Annotated in this window: 17 protein-coding genes; 5 read left to right on the forward strand and 12 right to left on the reverse strand. The window is 41.3% G+C overall.

Annotated elements, in window-relative coordinates; translation table 11 throughout:
* Positions 1-17: 17 nt before the first annotated feature.
* Entirely contained in the window at positions 18-1,037 is a 1,020-nt protein-coding gene (locus tag AC1D7X_RS10980; RefSeq protein ID WP_495457073.1) for a Gfo/Idh/MocA family protein, read from the reverse strand.
* Between the two features lie 23 nt (positions 1,038-1,060).
* Positions 1,061-1,909 carry a sugar phosphate isomerase/epimerase family protein gene (locus AC1D7X_RS10985; protein ID WP_495475229.1) on the reverse strand — a complete coding sequence of 283 codons (849 nt, stop codon included), beginning with the start codon at positions 1,907-1,909 and terminating at the stop codon, positions 1,061-1,063.
* Positions 1,910-2,107: 198 nt separating this feature from the next.
* Here AC1D7X_RS10985 and AC1D7X_RS10990 point away from each other — a divergent pair, with 198 nt between their 5' ends.
* Together AC1D7X_RS10990 and AC1D7X_RS10995 are read left to right on the forward strand one after the other, a co-directional pair.
* Entirely contained in the window at positions 2,108-3,013 is a 906-nt protein-coding gene (locus AC1D7X_RS10990; RefSeq protein ID WP_495475230.1) for a helix-turn-helix transcriptional regulator, read from the forward strand.
* A 594-nt stretch (positions 3,014-3,607) separates the two neighbouring features.
* Positions 3,608-3,922, forward strand: coding sequence for a retropepsin-like aspartic protease (locus tag AC1D7X_RS10995; protein WP_495457077.1), 315 nt, complete (start codon positions 3,608-3,610; stop codon positions 3,920-3,922).
* Between the two features lie 341 nt (positions 3,923-4,263).
* Here AC1D7X_RS10995 and AC1D7X_RS11000 read toward each other — a convergent pair whose 3' ends face one another.
* Both AC1D7X_RS11000 and AC1D7X_RS11005 read right to left on the reverse strand, forming a co-directional pair.
* The gene (locus AC1D7X_RS11000; protein ID WP_495457078.1) at positions 4,264-5,052 is read right to left on the reverse strand and encodes an ABC transporter permease; all 789 of its coding nucleotides are present in this window, start codon (positions 5,050-5,052) and stop codon (positions 4,264-4,266) included.
* Between the two features lie 15 nt (positions 5,053-5,067).
* On the reverse strand, positions 5,068-5,997 hold the full coding sequence (locus AC1D7X_RS11005) for an ATP-binding cassette domain-containing protein (RefSeq protein ID WP_495457079.1): 930 nt from the start codon (positions 5,995-5,997) through the stop codon (positions 5,068-5,070).
* A 143-nt stretch (positions 5,998-6,140) separates the two neighbouring features.
* Here AC1D7X_RS11005 and AC1D7X_RS11010 point away from each other — a divergent pair, with 143 nt between their 5' ends.
* Entirely contained in the window at positions 6,141-6,599 is a 459-nt protein-coding gene (locus AC1D7X_RS11010; RefSeq protein WP_495457080.1) for a MarR family winged helix-turn-helix transcriptional regulator, read from the forward strand.
* A gap of 400 nt (positions 6,600-6,999) precedes the next feature.
* On the opposite strand, the gene rlmD is transcribed toward AC1D7X_RS11010, so the two are convergent.
* The 4 genes from rlmD to AC1D7X_RS11030 all read right to left on the reverse strand — a co-directional run bounded on the left by rlmD (position 7,000) and on the right by AC1D7X_RS11030 (position 10,502).
* Positions 7,000-8,460, reverse strand: coding sequence for a 23S rRNA (uracil(1939)-C(5))-methyltransferase RlmD (gene rlmD, locus AC1D7X_RS11015; RefSeq protein WP_495475231.1), 1,461 nt, complete (start codon positions 8,458-8,460; stop codon positions 7,000-7,002).
* 71 nt (positions 8,461-8,531) lie between these two features.
* Positions 8,532-9,419, reverse strand: a complete 888-nt coding sequence (locus tag AC1D7X_RS11020) for a diacylglycerol kinase (protein WP_495457082.1) — start codon at positions 9,417-9,419, stop codon at positions 8,532-8,534.
* Positions 9,420-9,439: 20 nt separating this feature from the next.
* Positions 9,440-10,210 carry a sirohydrochlorin chelatase gene (locus tag AC1D7X_RS11025; RefSeq protein ID WP_495457083.1) on the reverse strand — a complete coding sequence of 257 codons (771 nt, stop codon included), beginning with the start codon at positions 10,208-10,210 and terminating at the stop codon, positions 9,440-9,442.
* 1 nt (position 10,211) lies between these two features.
* Positions 10,212-10,502 carry a YerC/YecD family TrpR-related protein gene (locus tag AC1D7X_RS11030; protein WP_068661038.1) on the reverse strand — a complete coding sequence of 97 codons (291 nt, stop codon included), beginning with the start codon at positions 10,500-10,502 and terminating at the stop codon, positions 10,212-10,214.
* 300 nt (positions 10,503-10,802) lie between these two features.
* On the opposite strand from AC1D7X_RS11030, the gene AC1D7X_RS11035 reads away from it, so the two are divergent.
* The gene (locus AC1D7X_RS11035) at positions 10,803-11,363 is read left to right on the forward strand and encodes a tyrosine protein kinase (RefSeq protein ID WP_495457084.1); all 561 of its coding nucleotides are present in this window, start codon (positions 10,803-10,805) and stop codon (positions 11,361-11,363) included.
* Positions 11,364-11,432: 69 nt separating this feature from the next.
* Here the strand turns inward: AC1D7X_RS11035 and corA are convergent, their stop codons facing one another.
* The 4 genes from corA to AC1D7X_RS11055 form a co-directional block, all read right to left on the reverse strand.
* On the reverse strand, positions 11,433-12,392 hold the full coding sequence (corA, locus tag AC1D7X_RS11040; RefSeq protein ID WP_495457085.1) for a magnesium/cobalt transporter CorA: 960 nt from the start codon (positions 12,390-12,392) through the stop codon (positions 11,433-11,435).
* 117 nt (positions 12,393-12,509) lie between these two features.
* A complete protein-coding gene (locus tag AC1D7X_RS11045; RefSeq protein ID WP_495457086.1) occupies positions 12,510-13,499 on the reverse strand; it encodes an inorganic phosphate transporter in 990 nt (329 codons plus the stop codon).
* A 14-nt stretch (positions 13,500-13,513) separates the two neighbouring features.
* Positions 13,514-14,128: a DUF47 domain-containing protein gene (locus AC1D7X_RS11050; RefSeq protein WP_495457087.1), complete on the reverse strand. Its 615-nt coding sequence runs from the start codon at positions 14,126-14,128 to the stop codon at positions 13,514-13,516.
* 194 nt (positions 14,129-14,322) lie between these two features.
* On the reverse strand, positions 14,323-15,396 hold the full coding sequence (locus AC1D7X_RS11055) for a DUF3048 domain-containing protein (RefSeq protein ID WP_495475232.1): 1,074 nt from the start codon (positions 15,394-15,396) through the stop codon (positions 14,323-14,325).
* A 236-nt stretch (positions 15,397-15,632) separates the two neighbouring features.
* Between AC1D7X_RS11055 and AC1D7X_RS11060 the strand changes: the two genes are divergently transcribed.
* Positions 15,633-16,157: a DoxX family protein gene (locus tag AC1D7X_RS11060; protein WP_495457089.1), complete on the forward strand. Its 525-nt coding sequence runs from the start codon at positions 15,633-15,635 to the stop codon at positions 16,155-16,157.
* The last annotated feature ends 114 nt before the right edge of the window (positions 16,158-16,271 follow it).

A 16,271-nucleotide genomic window follows, 5' to 3' on the forward strand; every position in this document is an offset into this window, starting at 1 on the left:
TCCAATATCTTAGCTTCTTAAAGCTGTTCTAGTTTACCAGACTGATCGGCCGAACGAATCTCAGCCTCGATGATTTCCAAGGTGCCAACTGCACTTTCAGGTGTACATATAGTTACCGATTGTCCACTCAGGATTGACTCGGTAAAGTATTTAAGCTCACCGTAATAGCCCGTATTTTCTGACAATTCGGCAATAAAGCCGGAGCCGTCATTTGGATTCACTTTGACTTGATCATTTTCGAAGACCAGGTTGCCGCCTTCAAAGTTCACCCGATAGGTCATCGTGAAGCCAAAATCTCCTTCAAGTGTCCAATCGCATTGGGCATTTAGTACTTTTCCATCTGAATACAAGTAATTAGTCGAGACGATGTCATAGCCGCTACCCGTAACCACGTTACGTCCAATGGAGGATACTTGATCAGGTTTACCAAACAGCCAGTGAATCATATCTACATCGTGGACATGCATATCCGTTATGCAGCCACCGCTTTTGCTTTTGTCCAGATACCAGCCTTGCCAGCCTTCTCGGAGTGCGGTTCCACGGAAGAAGTAACCGGACTTCACATGACCAAAACGGCCATCTTCCACGACTTCCTTCAAATATTGATAAGCTGGCCAGAAACGTAAGCATTGTCCGATCATAAGCGTTTTGTTATTGCGTTTCGCTGTTTCAGCCATCCGCCAGCCTTCAGCAGATGTGACGGAGACGGGCTTCTCACAAAATACATGCAGCCCTCTTTCCAACATTCTGCAGGCAATATCCGCATGTAAATAGGTAGGAAGGGCAATATCGACGAGATCCAGCTCTTCCTTGTCCAGCATTGCATCGATAGAAGAATACAAATTATAAGGAGAAAGATCATACACCTCTTGTTCTGTGGCAATGTTGCCCTCAACCGAGCTTTCCTTCAGTTCATCAATGCGCAGGTCACAGATAGCAGTAACCTTCACCTGTACGCCTTCTTCAGTCAGTCTTACATAGTTGTCAAAATGCATTCGGCCCATAAACCCAAATCCGATGATCCCTACTTTTAACATAAGTTAAGTCTCTCCCCTTGTAGTTAGAATGATTTGCGACCCAATATGGCATCCATCGCGCCGGAAGTATTATAGATGATCTGATCCGTATAATACGTGTAGTTTGGAATCATTTCGGCCGTTACATAGTTGTCATACCCGATGGCTTCAAGAGCTTTCATGACGGCAGGATAATCCACATCACCAGCCAGCAGATCGACGAAACCGTGCAAGCCACCCGCCTGGCGACGGTAATCCTTGAAGTGTACCTTCTTGATCCGACTTCCGAGAATACGGATCCACTGCTCCGGATATCCATTGTGCAGTGTATTACCAACATCAAAATAAGAACCTACATAGGAAGAACCAATCTCGTCAATGAATGAACGCATTTCCAGCGGTGACAACAGAAATTTATTCCAAACGTTCTCGATGGCGATGGATACTCCTGCACTTTTCGCATGAGAAACCAATCCGCCAATAGATTCCTGCGCCCTTTCGTAAGCTCTTTCATAATCTGTCACTTCAGCACCGGGAATAAAGTCAACACCAACAGCACCCGGTATGACCAGAATGGCATCTACACCCAATGCTCCAGCCAGCTCCAATTGCTTTTTGCATATATCAATGGCTTTTGTCTGCGTTTCTTTGCTTCCACTAGTCATTGGATAATCCCAATATAAGCCGGTAGCCAGCCCTGCGATCTCAAGCTCTGCTTCTTCCAGACGTGCCTTAATCTCTTGAACTTCCTTGTCTCCGCTGTTCAACCCCAGTTCACCACTGGCGTTAAGCGACAATTCAATACCGTCAAATCCCGCTTTTTTCGCAAGCTTGATACATTCTGCAATTGATGATTCTCCGTTAAATGACCAGACATTAATTCCTTTTTTCATGAATTTACCTCCTTATTTTGAATAGTAACCGTAAACTCTGCTAAGCCTCTTCATCAAATTCAGCTCATTTGAATCTAAGGGGGAATCATGTAATAATAACTTTAGAATAAACGATTTAGGTGATATTTTCTTTAGTCATAAAAGTGATTATTTGGACAATTCCGTTATTATTTTTGATTACCTGTAAAGGAGTTCATTATGGCTGAATCTGAAAACTCATATCCGCTACAGCGTTATACCACCTTTCGAGAATGGTCGCCGAATATTCATTACGCTCAATTTCAGCGTGCGGCGACGTTCATATTCCCGAGACGGAGGCTCTATGATTTTGAGCTTCTCTATGTCGTACAGGGTCAAGCGGTAACAATTATGCACGAGCGGGAATATGTTTTTCACGCTGGGCAACTCATTTTTCTTCCCGCCGGGGTTTATCATCAGAATAAAATCATCTCTGAACCGGATGCTCTCTTTCTCGGTATCCATTTTGATTTCTTTAATGAGTTGACGATCATGACAGAGACAGATCTGGTCGTCAATGAAGACAGCATTCATATGAATACATTTGCTCAAGAGGCATGTTCTGAAGCTTTTCCTCCACTCTCCTCACAAACGGTTTATACACCTTCATTGATATGTGTTCAACTGATGGAGCAGCTTGTCCAGGAGTTTACCATGCGGGAGCGAGGCTTCGAACTGATCTGCAAGTCCTTGATGATGAACATACTGGTTCAGCTCATGCGAACATCGCCGTCCCAGACTTTGGCCGCAACGTCACCATATCATCACAAAATCGCCAAAATAGCTGTACAAATTCAGGAAAATCTAAGTCTTTCCTGGACGAATCAGTCAATTGCAGATTCGCTAGCACTAAGTATCGATTACACTGCCAAGCTATTTAAGCAAATCATTGGCTTACCCCCCAGCGAATATGTACAATCGATTCGCCATCGGGAAGCAAGAAGGCTGCTTCGGGAAACGGATCTGACTATTGAACAAATCGGCATTCACGTCGGCTACCCAGATATTCATTATTTCAGCAGAATGTTCCGCCGCCATGAGGGAATCTCCGCGAGTAATTACCGCAAGCTGTCGCGGATTTTGTAGGACTCTTTGTCCATCCATACATCCCCATCCTCATGTGAAGCTAGCAATAACAATCACACGACAATAAAAAGAGGAGCGGGCATTTGAACGAATTCGGACGGCTAACTGAATCATATTTCAATATAATAAAAAACGAGTGATGAAGAACGTCCCGGACCATTCTCGCAGTGTGAATGGAACTGGGGCGTTTTTTAGTATGATCCTTTGGAGGTGAGTCACAATGGATTTCGAGGCAGCGCATGGGGCACTTTTTCAAAACCATTTGCAGAAAAGATCAGGAGAAAGAAGCGGCCGTCTGCGACGGGGACACCGGGAAGCGGAGAAGCTGTTTTGCCGCAATGTATGATGGTCGCTACGAGGTAATTTGATAATATGCTTCCGGAATATGAGGTGCTGGATTTGGCGGGGGTTATCCCCGATTGTACAGTTTTTGATTGATAAAATTCCTTCTCAAGCCATAAAGGTTTGGTATTCATGTATTTTCGCAGGGAAACTGTACTTTTGCAGGTTTGATGATCAGGTGATACCGCCTCGGATAGAAAACCACATTTCCCCATCTGCCAGATCACAAATCGGATTACGAAGTTATATTTAGTGGTTGATACTGGCGCTGCATACTCCCTTTTATCCTCTGATATTGTATCTGAACTAGGCATTAAATTCGAAAATGGCGATAAACTTGTTCGGAGTTTTGGGATCGGTGGAGACGAATACACTTTTCAAAAACAGCTTGATCAGATCCAAATAAGCGATTTTATCATGGAAGGCATCCCTATTGATTTTGGTGTTTTTCATGATGATATTAATTACATTAATGGCCTCATCGGTCTAGACATCCTTAAGAATGGCAACATGGTCATTGATCTTCATCGGATGGAGATGTATCCGGCAAGCCTCAATCACGATTAAAATAGGGACGTGAATAGCTTACGTCCCTATTTCTTCCCCAACTCCTCTATGCACTCAAAAAAACCTTTGTTCAGTATAATAACCCTCTGCTACAAAACCGTGGTCCCCTCAATATTTGACTCAACTTTTTCTATCACAACTTTATTACAATCTGAATAATGTCTTGATATCAAAATAGAGGAAAGGCTTGATGGCACTGGGTTTGACCCCCACCCCCATATCCATTCATCCGATCCTCAATGTTATCATTAGTTTATTCAAATTCCTCACCAACAAACCGTCCATATTCGTTTTCAATGTTTATGTGCTAGAATCCCTCTTTGACGCTACCAATTAGATTTCTAAATTTTTTCATTATATATTTTAACTGTAATTGGAGCGATAATCAGAACCATTAGCACACCGATGATGATAGTCATTAATACATTTGAAGTGAATTCTCCATGGTTGGCTAAATCTTTAAACGCCGTGACCAAATAAGTAACAGGATTATGTTCAGCTACTCTTTGCAAAAAGGTAGGTAGCGTATCAATAGGCACGAAGGCATTGGATAAAAACGACATCATCATTGTGACCATTGTCGAAATACTAGAGATCGTTGATGCAGATTTGGATAGCAAACCAATTAATGCAAACACCCAACTGATTGCGCATGCACCAAAAATAACCAATAGTGAAGCAACGATTAGCCAACCAAACCCTGCTTCGGGACGCCACCCAAGAATAAAACCCGTACCAATCGAGAAAAAAGCTGCCATGATATATCGCAAAATATCAGAAACCACTAAACCAGCTAATGGGGCAATCCGTACAATGGGTAGTGACTTGAAACGATCAAAAACACCTGTATCCAAATCTTCTCGTAATTGTGTACCTGTTGCTGATGACGACATGACCAGTGTTTGAATCAAAATCCCTGGTACGATGATGGGTAAGTATCCTTCTACTCCGCCAGCAATTGCACCTCCAAACAAATAAGAAAAGACGATCATGAAGAAAATGGGTATCACAGTTACATCAATCAATTTATCGGGATTATGTTTAATTTTCAGTATATTTCTTTTTGCCATTACTAAAATATCAACCATGGTACTTTTTAAGTTGTTTTGCTTACTTATCATTGATTCCATATTGATCTCCCCTTATTATTTCGTTAATTCCAAAAACACTTCATCAAGCGTTGGCTTTCTCACCGAAAAATCTTTGATTTCAATATCTTGCTGGGTCAAACATAAAAGTAATTTCGTCATGACTTTTGTGTCTGCCAACTTAACGATTAATTTGGTTCCTTCGGGTGAAAATATTGCTTCTTGCGCGATTTCTGTCTTGATTAGTTCCTTGGTTCTTTCAACATCCTTCATATGTTCCAGAGTAATTTCAAAATGAGTCTCACTTAACATCGACTTTAATTCATTTGGAGTTCCCTGAGAAATGATTCTTCCATGATTTATAATGGCTAGTCGATCTGCTAATTGATCTGCTTCTTCCAAATACTGAGTTGTCAGCAAGATCGTTGCTCCATCACTTGCTAAGCTGCGGATTACTTCCCACATTTCTCCTCGCGTACGTGGATCTAAGCCTGTTGTAGGTTCATCAAGAAAAATGATGGGTGGCTTCACAATTAAACTCACCGATAAATCCAACCGTCTACGCATCCCACCTGAAAATTCACGAATTGGTCGATCCTTTGCTTCAGTTAATGAAAACTGATTGAGAAGTTCAAGAGCCCGCGCTTTGGATTGGCTCGTAGATAAACCATTCAATTGGCCAAAAATTTTCAAGTTTTCCATAGCAGTCAATTCCTCATCAACTGTTGCATATTGACCCGTTAAGCCAATTAGGCTCCGAATAGTTCGAGCTTCCTTTGTGACATCTTTACCAAAAATCAAGGCTTTGCCTCCCGAAACTTTTGTAATCGTTGCAAGCATTCGTAAGAAAGTTGTCTTTCCTGCACCATTCGGACCTAGAATGCCGAAGATCTCTCCCTTTTTTATATCCAAAGAAATACCATCGACTGCTCGTTTGTTAGGAAACTCTTTAACGAGCTCTTTTGTTGAAACAGCTAGCTCTGTCATCTTGTTTTCTCCTTTGCAATTTAATAAGGTACCCTTACTAATAATATAAGGTACCCTTACTAAATTGTCAACACCCTTATTTGAATTACTTCGGTAACCTGATAAAATAGAGGTGTACTAAGAAAAGTTGAGGGGAAATTATCATGGATGAAAAGCAATTGAATATTGATATAACAAATAATTTCATGAATTTTAGTGATTTACTTACGCTGTTCCTAAAAGAGAGTATGCTTAAAGGCAAAGCGTTTAGTGTTGTAAATCGAGGGCAAGGGAAAATATTGAGCATCCTTCATCAAACTCCTAATATTTCTCAAAAAGATTTAGTCAGTCAATTAGATATGCGACCACAATCTGCTTCTGAAATTATTAAAAAGCTTGAAAAAAAGGGATTCATCGAGCGGTATAAATCTGAAGAAGATCAACGCGTTATGATGATTACTTTAACTAAAGCCGGCAAAGTGGTTATAAATCAAAATGGAGATTTTCAGCCAGTATTTTTAAGTAATTTAACGATTGAGGAAAAACAACAATTTAATCATATTTTAGAAAAACTTTTAGCAGATATTAAACCCGAAGTCGCTAAATTTCGAAACAATCCTTAAGGTAGGTAAATCCATGAAATTGCAGTTGCTGGATCAGTTGCATTGGCATTTCATCATCCCATTATGGTCAACATGATCGAAGAACACCGTAAGATCTGCGTTTCAGCCCGATCATCCCATCAAAACCAAAAAAAAAATCCTGTTCGCATATCGCGGACGGGATTTTACTTACAGCTAGCTTCACGCCGGCAAGCCGAGTGAATGAATGTATTTTTTATCAATGATATCTATGAGCATTCACTTTCTTCCCAAGCAAGACTAATGACATACTAGTATCCTTTCATACCGGTCAAGAGAAAATAGCCATCGGATGGAGATGTATCCGGCAAGCCTCAATCACGATTAAAATAGGGACGTGAATAGCTCACGTCCCCATTTCGTCCCCAACTCCTCTATTCACTCACTCAAAACCCTGATAGATCAAGGAACAAACCGTTTCGATATGTGTCGTATGCGGGAACATATCCACCGGTTGCACTTCCACCGTCTTATACCCGCCATCTTCTAGTACGCGTAGATCACGCGCTAACGTTGAGGGGTTACAGCTCACATACACTACCCGCTCCGGCTGCATGGCAAGGATTGTCTCTAGCAAGCGTGAATCGCATCCTTTACGCGGTGGATCAACAACGATCACGTCTGGGGTGATGCCTTGCTCTTTCCATCGCGGGATCACATCTTCGGATGCGCCAACTTCGAATTCAACATTGTTCATGCCGTTCAGTTCAGCATTGGCCCGGGCATCTTCAATGGCTTCAGGGACAATCTCCACGCCATAGACTTGCTTCGCATGCTGAGCTAAGAATAGTGAGATTGTACCAATACCACAATAAGCATCTATCACGGTTTCGGCTCCAGTTAATCCTGCATAATCTAACGTCTTCCCGTACAATACTTCGGTCTGTACTGGATTGACTTGATAGAACGAACGAGCTGAGATTGCAAATTTCACATCACCGATATAATCGTAAATGACTTCTTTTCCCCACAGGACTCTTGTCTTGTCTCCGAAGATAACATTGGTCTGTTGGGTATTCATATTATGGCAAATACTCGTCACAGATGGCATTGCCTTCGTGATTTCAGCAATCCATGTATCTACGTTTGGAATCTTCGCTCCATTCGTAACTAAGACAACCATCATTTCGCCGGTACGAAAAGCAACTTTGACAACGACATGTCGAAGTAAGCCTTGTCCTGTTTCTTCATCGTATGCCGTGATACCTAGCTTACGACCGATCGCTTTGACATGTGCCACAATCTCATCATTATTCTCATGTTGAATGAGACAAGCCTCCATGTCGATAATTCGATGGCTTCCTTTGGCATAGAAACCACCCACAAGCCCACCATCCATTACACCGATAGGTACTTGAGCTTTATTACGGTAACGCCATGGTTCACTCATACCTAGTGTAGGAAGAACTGTAATCCCTTGTCCATCGTTATCACGGTCTGCACTTACCTCTAACTTTCCAATCCGTACTAAATTGTCTACGACTAATTGTCGTTTCCATCCTAATTGAGCTGTATAGTCCATATGCTGAAGTTGGCATCCGCCACATTTGTCATAGATCGGACAAGGTGCCGCAATGCGATCTGGGCTCTGCTGAACGATATCCATAAGTTTCGCATAACCATATTGTTTCTTGGTCTTGAGTACCTTCACACGAACTGACTCCCCAGGGAGCGCGCCCTGCACAAAAAGGGTATAGCCTTCTGTACGGCCTACCCCTTCTCCGTCATGGTTCATGCCGATGATGTCGATAATGACTTCATCATTCTTAGATACCGGCAATCCGATCAATGGAGTGGGATTGCTACGGCGATCGGATTGCCGACCGCTACGGTGTTTTTTCATGATGCTATATTCACTTCTTTCCTTAATCTTCTCAACATATATGTGTTAACTCATCCCTAGGATAAGATTTCTTATGATCCCGCAAATATTCGAATATGCTGTTTCAACATCGAGAATGTTCCTGGCAATGAACCCCCAAGCTCACCGTCAAGGTTCAACAGCACTTCACCAGGTGAAGTAACTTCCATATAATCCGTTTGGAAATGGATCACTTTCTTATCGTTCAGATGTTCTCCACGTAGCGCCATACTCACGACACGAACAAATTCAGCCAAATTACAATTCTTCAGTGCAATAACATCAAATAGTCCATCATCAATACGTGCACCTGGCGCTAGCTTCTCGAACCCACCTACAGAATTGGTATTGGCAATAAGAAACAACATAAATTCGTCGTGAAGATCCTCTTGCCCATTGGCCTTAATGAAGAGTTCTTGTGGAGATAGACTGACCATCTTCTCGATCCCTTTTAGATAATAAGCAAGTTGTCCAATTAATGTCTTAAGCTTACTGGGAACATCATATGTTAATTCCGTTAGTGTTCCACCACCTGCAATATTAATAAAGTATCGATCGTTCGCTTTCCCTACATCAATAGGTCGTGTCTCTTGTCTTACAATCAGATCACAGTAGTCTTCCCAATTCTTAGAAATACCAAGGCCACGAGCGAAATCGTTAGTAGTTCCGAGCGGAAATAAACCTAGTGGTGGAAGACTCTCCTTACCAGCCATCCCATTAACCACTTCATACAACGTACCATCACCACCCGCGGCAATGATCATATCATATCCCCGTTCAACAGCATCCGAGGCTTCACGGGTAGCATCTCCCTCTCCCGTAGTAGCATGGACAGAAGTCTCAATTCCACCTTGGTCAAGACGTTGCAATATATCGGCAAGCCTTTTTTTCATTTCCTCACGACCTGAGGTAGGGTTATATATTAATCTTGCTCTCTTCATTCGAGATACGCCACCTGTTATCATAATTTTAACTGTTCTAACATGGCATGTACCTGTTGTCCTATCCATTGAGATAACAGAGGATGTGGTAACAGTGCCTGACCTGAATAACGATACGATAGTTCCTTAAGTCTTTCCGGAATAACATGTCGAGTGAAATACCCCTCGCTCAAAAAAAGAGGAGCCACAATAACATTATAGCCATATTCTCTCTGCCAGTATTCCGTACGTTCTTGCACAGAATTGGGATTAAGTAGTGCATAATCCACGGAAGCCACTCCGCTAATCGCCTTTACTTTGACCGCAAGAGAAGATATTCCTTTCTCCCAACGCTCTTTGAACCCTTGATAAATGCTTCCATGACCTACTAAAAGAATCATATCTCGGTCACTATCTATAGAAAGATGGCGTACCTTATCCCACACCATTTGTGCGACAACCGTATCATCATCCATAGGAACTCCATAATGTATATTAGCACGAACGTGATAAGGTTCCAGATCCGTATCGCAATCTGCTGTCTCTTTCACACCTAGTGCGTAAGCAATTTCGTCAACATGAGTACTACCCGAGGAGATAAAGAGGGGAATGACGATAATATCTGTTACACCTTGTTCTTCGAGCAGATTAATTCCATCTTGAATCAATCTGCCCTCCACAATCTCCAAGAAGGAAACCGCCACAGGAATTGATTCCTGCGGCGGCAACTGATTCACAGCTTCATCCACCAGATTTACCCACGAAGGCTCTCTCGAACCATGACTGATGATTAATATACCTGGTTTAAACATATTATCGCCCTAAACGTTCCAATGACATTTTATATCCATCATTACCATAATTCAAACAACGCTTAACACGGGAGATAGTAGCTGTACTCGCACCTGTCTCAGCTTCTATTTGATTATACGTAGATCCTTTTCCTAACATACGTGCTACTTCCAAACGCTGAGAGAGTGATTGAATTTCATTCACTGTACACAGATCGTCGAAAAAAACATAGCACTCCTCAACATTCTTAAGCGTCAATATCGCTTCAAACAACTGATCAACACTCTTATCATTTAACTTCTTTAGTTGCACCGCTAATCATCCTCTACTATTACTATGTAACCTCATTGTACTGTAGTCGAAGCAGTCTTTTCAAGCATTAACGATTTCCCGCAGTAGAGAAGTGAGCCATCAATCATAAATATGGATACTTATTTGATAAGGAATAGCTCTCTTCTGCACCACTATATCATTATTATTCTAGCATATTCATCGAGCTAGGCATATGCCCATTTCCGCTCCTATCTCGGGTAATGGGGGCATTCGTCCATACTTAATGTTCGCCTATCACATACAGTATTGTAAACCAATCTGAAAAGGAAAGTGATAATCATGGCTGAGCATTACCATCGTAGTTCTCCGAGCAACCAGCGTTCACTCGGTCCTTTCTCTTCGTCTTCATATACTAATCCATACCCTGGTATTGATTCCTTAGGTGATGTCCCTCAACTTGAATCATCTAGCTTATCTCCATTTCAAGGCGGTGGATTGAACGGATTAGCTGCGGCTGATCTAATTGACTCTACAGCTGCATCAACAGCCATCGTTCCCGCCGCGACAGCAGCTGCTAAGACAGGATTCTCTTTAGCAAATATTGGTGAACTCAAAGGTGTAATCGACAGAATGGGAGGTATTGATGGGATCGTAAGTTCAATGGGGAAATTCCAGAAGGTCATGACGAGTGTGCAACAAATGGCTCCAATGATCAAGCTAATGATGGGCTCCTTCGGTAAAGGTAAGACCAAAAGCACTCCCGAAGACGATGAGGCTATTTATTATCGGCCCCGTAAACGTAAACGCAAGAAATCCTCCTCAACTACGAAGCGTAAGACGACTCCAAGTAAAAAAACAACGAAGCAGACATCTGCTAAGAAGACCAAGAAGAAATCCTAAATCTAATCTCATGAACACATTCTTCGTTCGCCGTTGTTAAGAGTGCCACAGCTAATGTGAGCACTCTTATTATTTAAACCAACCGCGGCGAATGAACCACATCACCATGCCCCCACCTAGTAAGAACATTACTGCCATCACGATAGCGTAGCCATATCTCCAATCGAGTTCAGGCATATGAACGAAATTCATACCATAAATACCTGCAATTAAAGTCAAAGGCATAAAGATGACTGTAATAACTGTCAGTGTCTTCATGATCGCATTCATGCGATTAGAGTTAAGCGAGATATAACTATCACGTAAATCTGAGGTCATTTCTCGATCAGCCTCAATCATGTCTGCTAATTTCAGTAAGTGGTCATAAATATCGGCAAAATATACCTTATGCTCACTACTGCTCTGCACATGTTGAGAATTAATAATTCGGTACATAAGATCTCGCATCGGAACAATCGTCCTTCTTAACTTCAACAAGCGTCCTCTTAGAGCAAATACTTGATTCATTAATTCTTCCACCGATTCATCCTTGCCTTGATTCTCAATCTCTGCTAATTCATCTTCAATACTGTATAACGTAGGAAAGTATCGATCAACCATCATATCAATTAATGTATACGCACACGCAATTGGCCCTCTAGCCCATACTTTACGATTGTGAGCATTCTGAATAACTTGTGCCCATGCCTCGTCAACCTCTGGCAACTCCCGGTGATGGAAGGATACGATCATTTGTTGATTCAGGAATAGATCCACTTCTTCTGCTTGTAACGTATCTGGGTTGAGTGCATGGAGAACTAGAAACTGTATATCATCGTAGAAATCCAGCTTGGGACGTTGTAATACGAGCATACAATCCTCGACAGCCAATGGATGGAACTGAAAATAGGTATCTAGTAGTGCTGATTCTTCTAGGGTTGGTGCGTTGAAATCCGTCCAAATCCAAGCGTAGTCTTCCATCCGAATCTCTTCCAATGGAATTCCGACTTTCACCTCATGTGAATGGGTAATCGCAAGTGTCCTAATCATAATTTAAAGACTTCCTCTCTAAAAACGCTAACCTTATGATACAAAAAAAGCCAACCTTCATTGATTGGCCACTTCTACCCCAGTATGTCTCTATAGTTGATCTAAAGGCTGTATAGTTTAGAATAAAATCTTGTAAATAATTCCTGCTAACACTCCCGAAATAGGAATTGTGATGAACCATGTGATGACTATCCGCCCTGCAAGCGACCACTTCACTTCAGATACACGTTTAGCACTACCAACACCTAATAAAGCTGATGTAATGGCATGTGTTGTACTTACTGGCATGTGAAGAACCGTAGCAGTCAATATAACCGAAGCTCCAGTCATATCTGCTGCAAATCCATTAATGGGTTCGATTTTAAAGATTTTAGTTCCCATCGTTTTAATAATTTTCCATCCACCAATGGATGTACCAAGCGCCATTGCTGTAGCTGCTGATAATTTAACCCATAGTGGTACTTCAAATGTGTCAAGCCTTCCTGATGTGACTAGAGCAAATGTGATAATCCCCATCGCTTTCTGTGCATCATTCGTACCATGGGTGAAGGATTGAGCGGCTGCCGTGATCACTTGTACCGAACGGAAACCTTTATTTACGGTATGAGGACTCTTCTTCGCAAATATCCATTTCAAGAGCGTCATAATAATATAACCAATGGCGAATGCAATGATTGGAGAAAAGATAAGTACCAGAACAATACTAATAAATCCTTCCCACTTCACATTACTAGCCCCAGCTCCTACCAGTACCGCTCCTGCTAATGCACCTATCAATGCATGTGATGAGGAGGACGGAATACCGAACCACCATGTCAATAAGTTCCAGATAATCGCAGCGAGTAGAGTCGCAATGACAACCTCAATCCCGTTATCTAGAGTGTTGGGGTCAGCAATACTACCCCCGATGGTTTTGGCTACACCAGTAAACAAAATAGCACCAAGGAAATTCATACATGCGGCCATTATGATTGCTACTCTCGGCTTCAACGCACGAGTGGAGACTGAAGTTGCTATGGCATTAGCTGTATCATGAAATCCATTGATGAAATCGAATGCTAGTGCTAGAAAGATGACGATACTTAAAACGAAAAATGACGTTTCCATGTTTTGTAAACCCCTTATGAATTGCTCATAATAATCGATTCCAGCATATTGGCCACATCTTCACATGTGTCCGTAGTTTGTTCTAGACGTTCGTAAATTTCCTTTTTCTTGATCAATTCGATCGGGTCACTAACCGTTGCAAATAGATGTTTTATACAAATACGCAGTAAATCATCGCCTTGGTTCTCTAGATCATTCAAACGAATCGTATATTCTCGAATAGCAAGAAGCTTCTTTTGAGACAACAAATGAATGGCCTTTTGAATCTCATAAGCGGATTGACGAAGAATTTCTGCGAACTGAATAATATACTCGTCTGGTTCAAGCAGATTATACATGTAGAATCTAGATACCGTAGCTTCCATTCCATCCATAACATCGTCCAAGCTTGAGGTCAGTGCTAAGATATCATCCCGATCAATCGGCGTAATAAACGTCTTATTGAGCTCCTTAATAATCGTATGAGTATACTCATCACACTGTGTTTCGTACTTCTTCATGTCACTTGCAAACAAATCAACATCGGCAAATTTCGACACGTTTAGTGCAAAATAATCAGCAGCTTGTACAATTGTATCTGCCATATTCTCCATCGTTTCGAAAAAAATGTCTTTTTTCTTCAATTTCATTTGATTGCTCCTCTACTGAAATATCCCCTTAGATGTGTCAATTTACAAGACATCCTTTGCTATCTTACCATAACCCCTAACCCCTTTGTAAAGTCGATCTCTATATGCATTTTCATACTTAGCCATGATTTATATGATTTACTAAAAAATAACACAAACGCCCTAATATTTAACTCAATATTTGCCTCTTAATCCTAATTCTGTGTTGCATTAGATATCGTTACATGGTTCTCAAGACTAGGGTCATTAGGCACGATATTTATGTACGTGGTACCTGGGACCAATGGAATCTCTTTGCCGTCCTTCATAAATCGAATGACATCACCTTTTTCATGAACCCAATTCCCTTTTATAAGGGTACCCTTTTGAAAGATTAGTGCATCTCCACCTGAGTTAATATCGACCGAGATACGTCCAACATCATCAAGCACTTCGTGATCCGCGCTCATCACAATCACATTAGCTGTTTCTAATTGCTTATCATTTGTAAGATCTAAGTGTGGTTTACCATCAATGGAACGTTTGTAAAGCTTATTCGTGTCATCATATTCATAAGAAACGACATAATTTTTGAGCAAAAAAGTAATGTCTACTTTTGTAGCATGCTCACCTGATATAATTTCATTCTCAGAACGAAATGGGTAGGTCGGTATTTTTACTTCTTTTTCATAATTAAGTTTATCTGCACCTGCACGTAGCTTGGTTATATTAGAATATAAATTATGTGGAGCTTTCCGACTTTTATCTCTCCAGAAAAAGGCACCTGCTTTACCAATCTCGTCGAGATCTTCCTTCTTCTGTTTCTGAATGATCGAATACGCATCTGGGCTGCCACCGGCATGTACTAATAGGCCGTTATAGAGTTCCCCCAATTCAATGAGATAAGGTCTAATACTTCGTATGGGACCAATCGTGACCTCATCATTGTGACTTTGATAAATAGCGACTAGCCTCGTAATGCCACCCTCTGCTAATACTTCATAGACCATATCCGCTTGACTTAGCCCTGACTGGGGCCTAGCTGCCGGAGCATTATTAACCATTACAGTTAACGGACGGACATTCGAAGGTTCTTTTATAGATAACCCCGTAAGTGGAGCAATATATTCTAACTTAGGTGTAATAGGTTCGGCCGGAGGCGTCTCTTCTACAATGGCGGGTTCTGCTACAGGAGGTGCTTCAGCCTCTGGCTTAGAATTAGCGCATGATGAAAGAGTAAGTACTATTAATAGCATAGTAAGTAAGTATGTCAACTTTGATTGATGCATGGATGTATGATCCTCCTTGTATATGATTCTTCCATTTAATCACAAAGTTCGTCATTTGTCTTTCTTCATCCGTACAAATTAACCCATTATTTGCTTCAGATTTAATTATCTTAATATATATTTTAAATTTGTGATTTAAATCACACCTTTTGTGATTTTTTTCACATATAATAAAGACATAGAAGATGATCATCTTTCAAAAGAAACTACATCCAAAACTGAGGAGTGACTATATTATGTTTAACAATTGGCTAAGAACTAACAAAGTTGCAGCATGGATCCTTACCTTCGTTCGTCTCTATCTAGGGTATACATGGGTAAAAGGTGGCCTACATAAATTAACTGGTGGCTTCGATGCCGGAGGATTCCTCCAAGGGGCAATAGCAAAGAGTACAGGTGAGAATCCTAGCGTTCAAGGTTGGTGGGCAGCATTCTTAGAACATGCAGCATTACCTGGTGTTAAATTCTTCAACGTCTTAATTCCATTAGGAGAGACTTTAGTTGGACTAGGACTTATCTTAGGTGTATTCACCACATTCGCTGCACTTATGGCACTGGTTATGAATGCCGCCTTCCTGCTCTCGGGTACAGTAAGTACGAACGTTCAAATGTTATTGATGGAATGCTTCATCGTCGTCGCTGCTGCTAACGGAGGTCGTATCGGATTAGATCGTTGGGTGCTCCCTTATCTTCGCAGTCTATTTCATAAACAAGACACCAACAAAGTCACTCAATTCAGACCCAAAGAAGCTCTACGCTAAAATGTTATATGATAAATATAACTGTCAGTATCCCTCATTAAAAATACCCACAATTTGAACACTAATCGTGATCAAGTTGTGGGTATCTTTTTTGTTTACTGCATCATTCTATTA

Source organism: Paenibacillus sp. Y568, assembly GCF_059445545.1.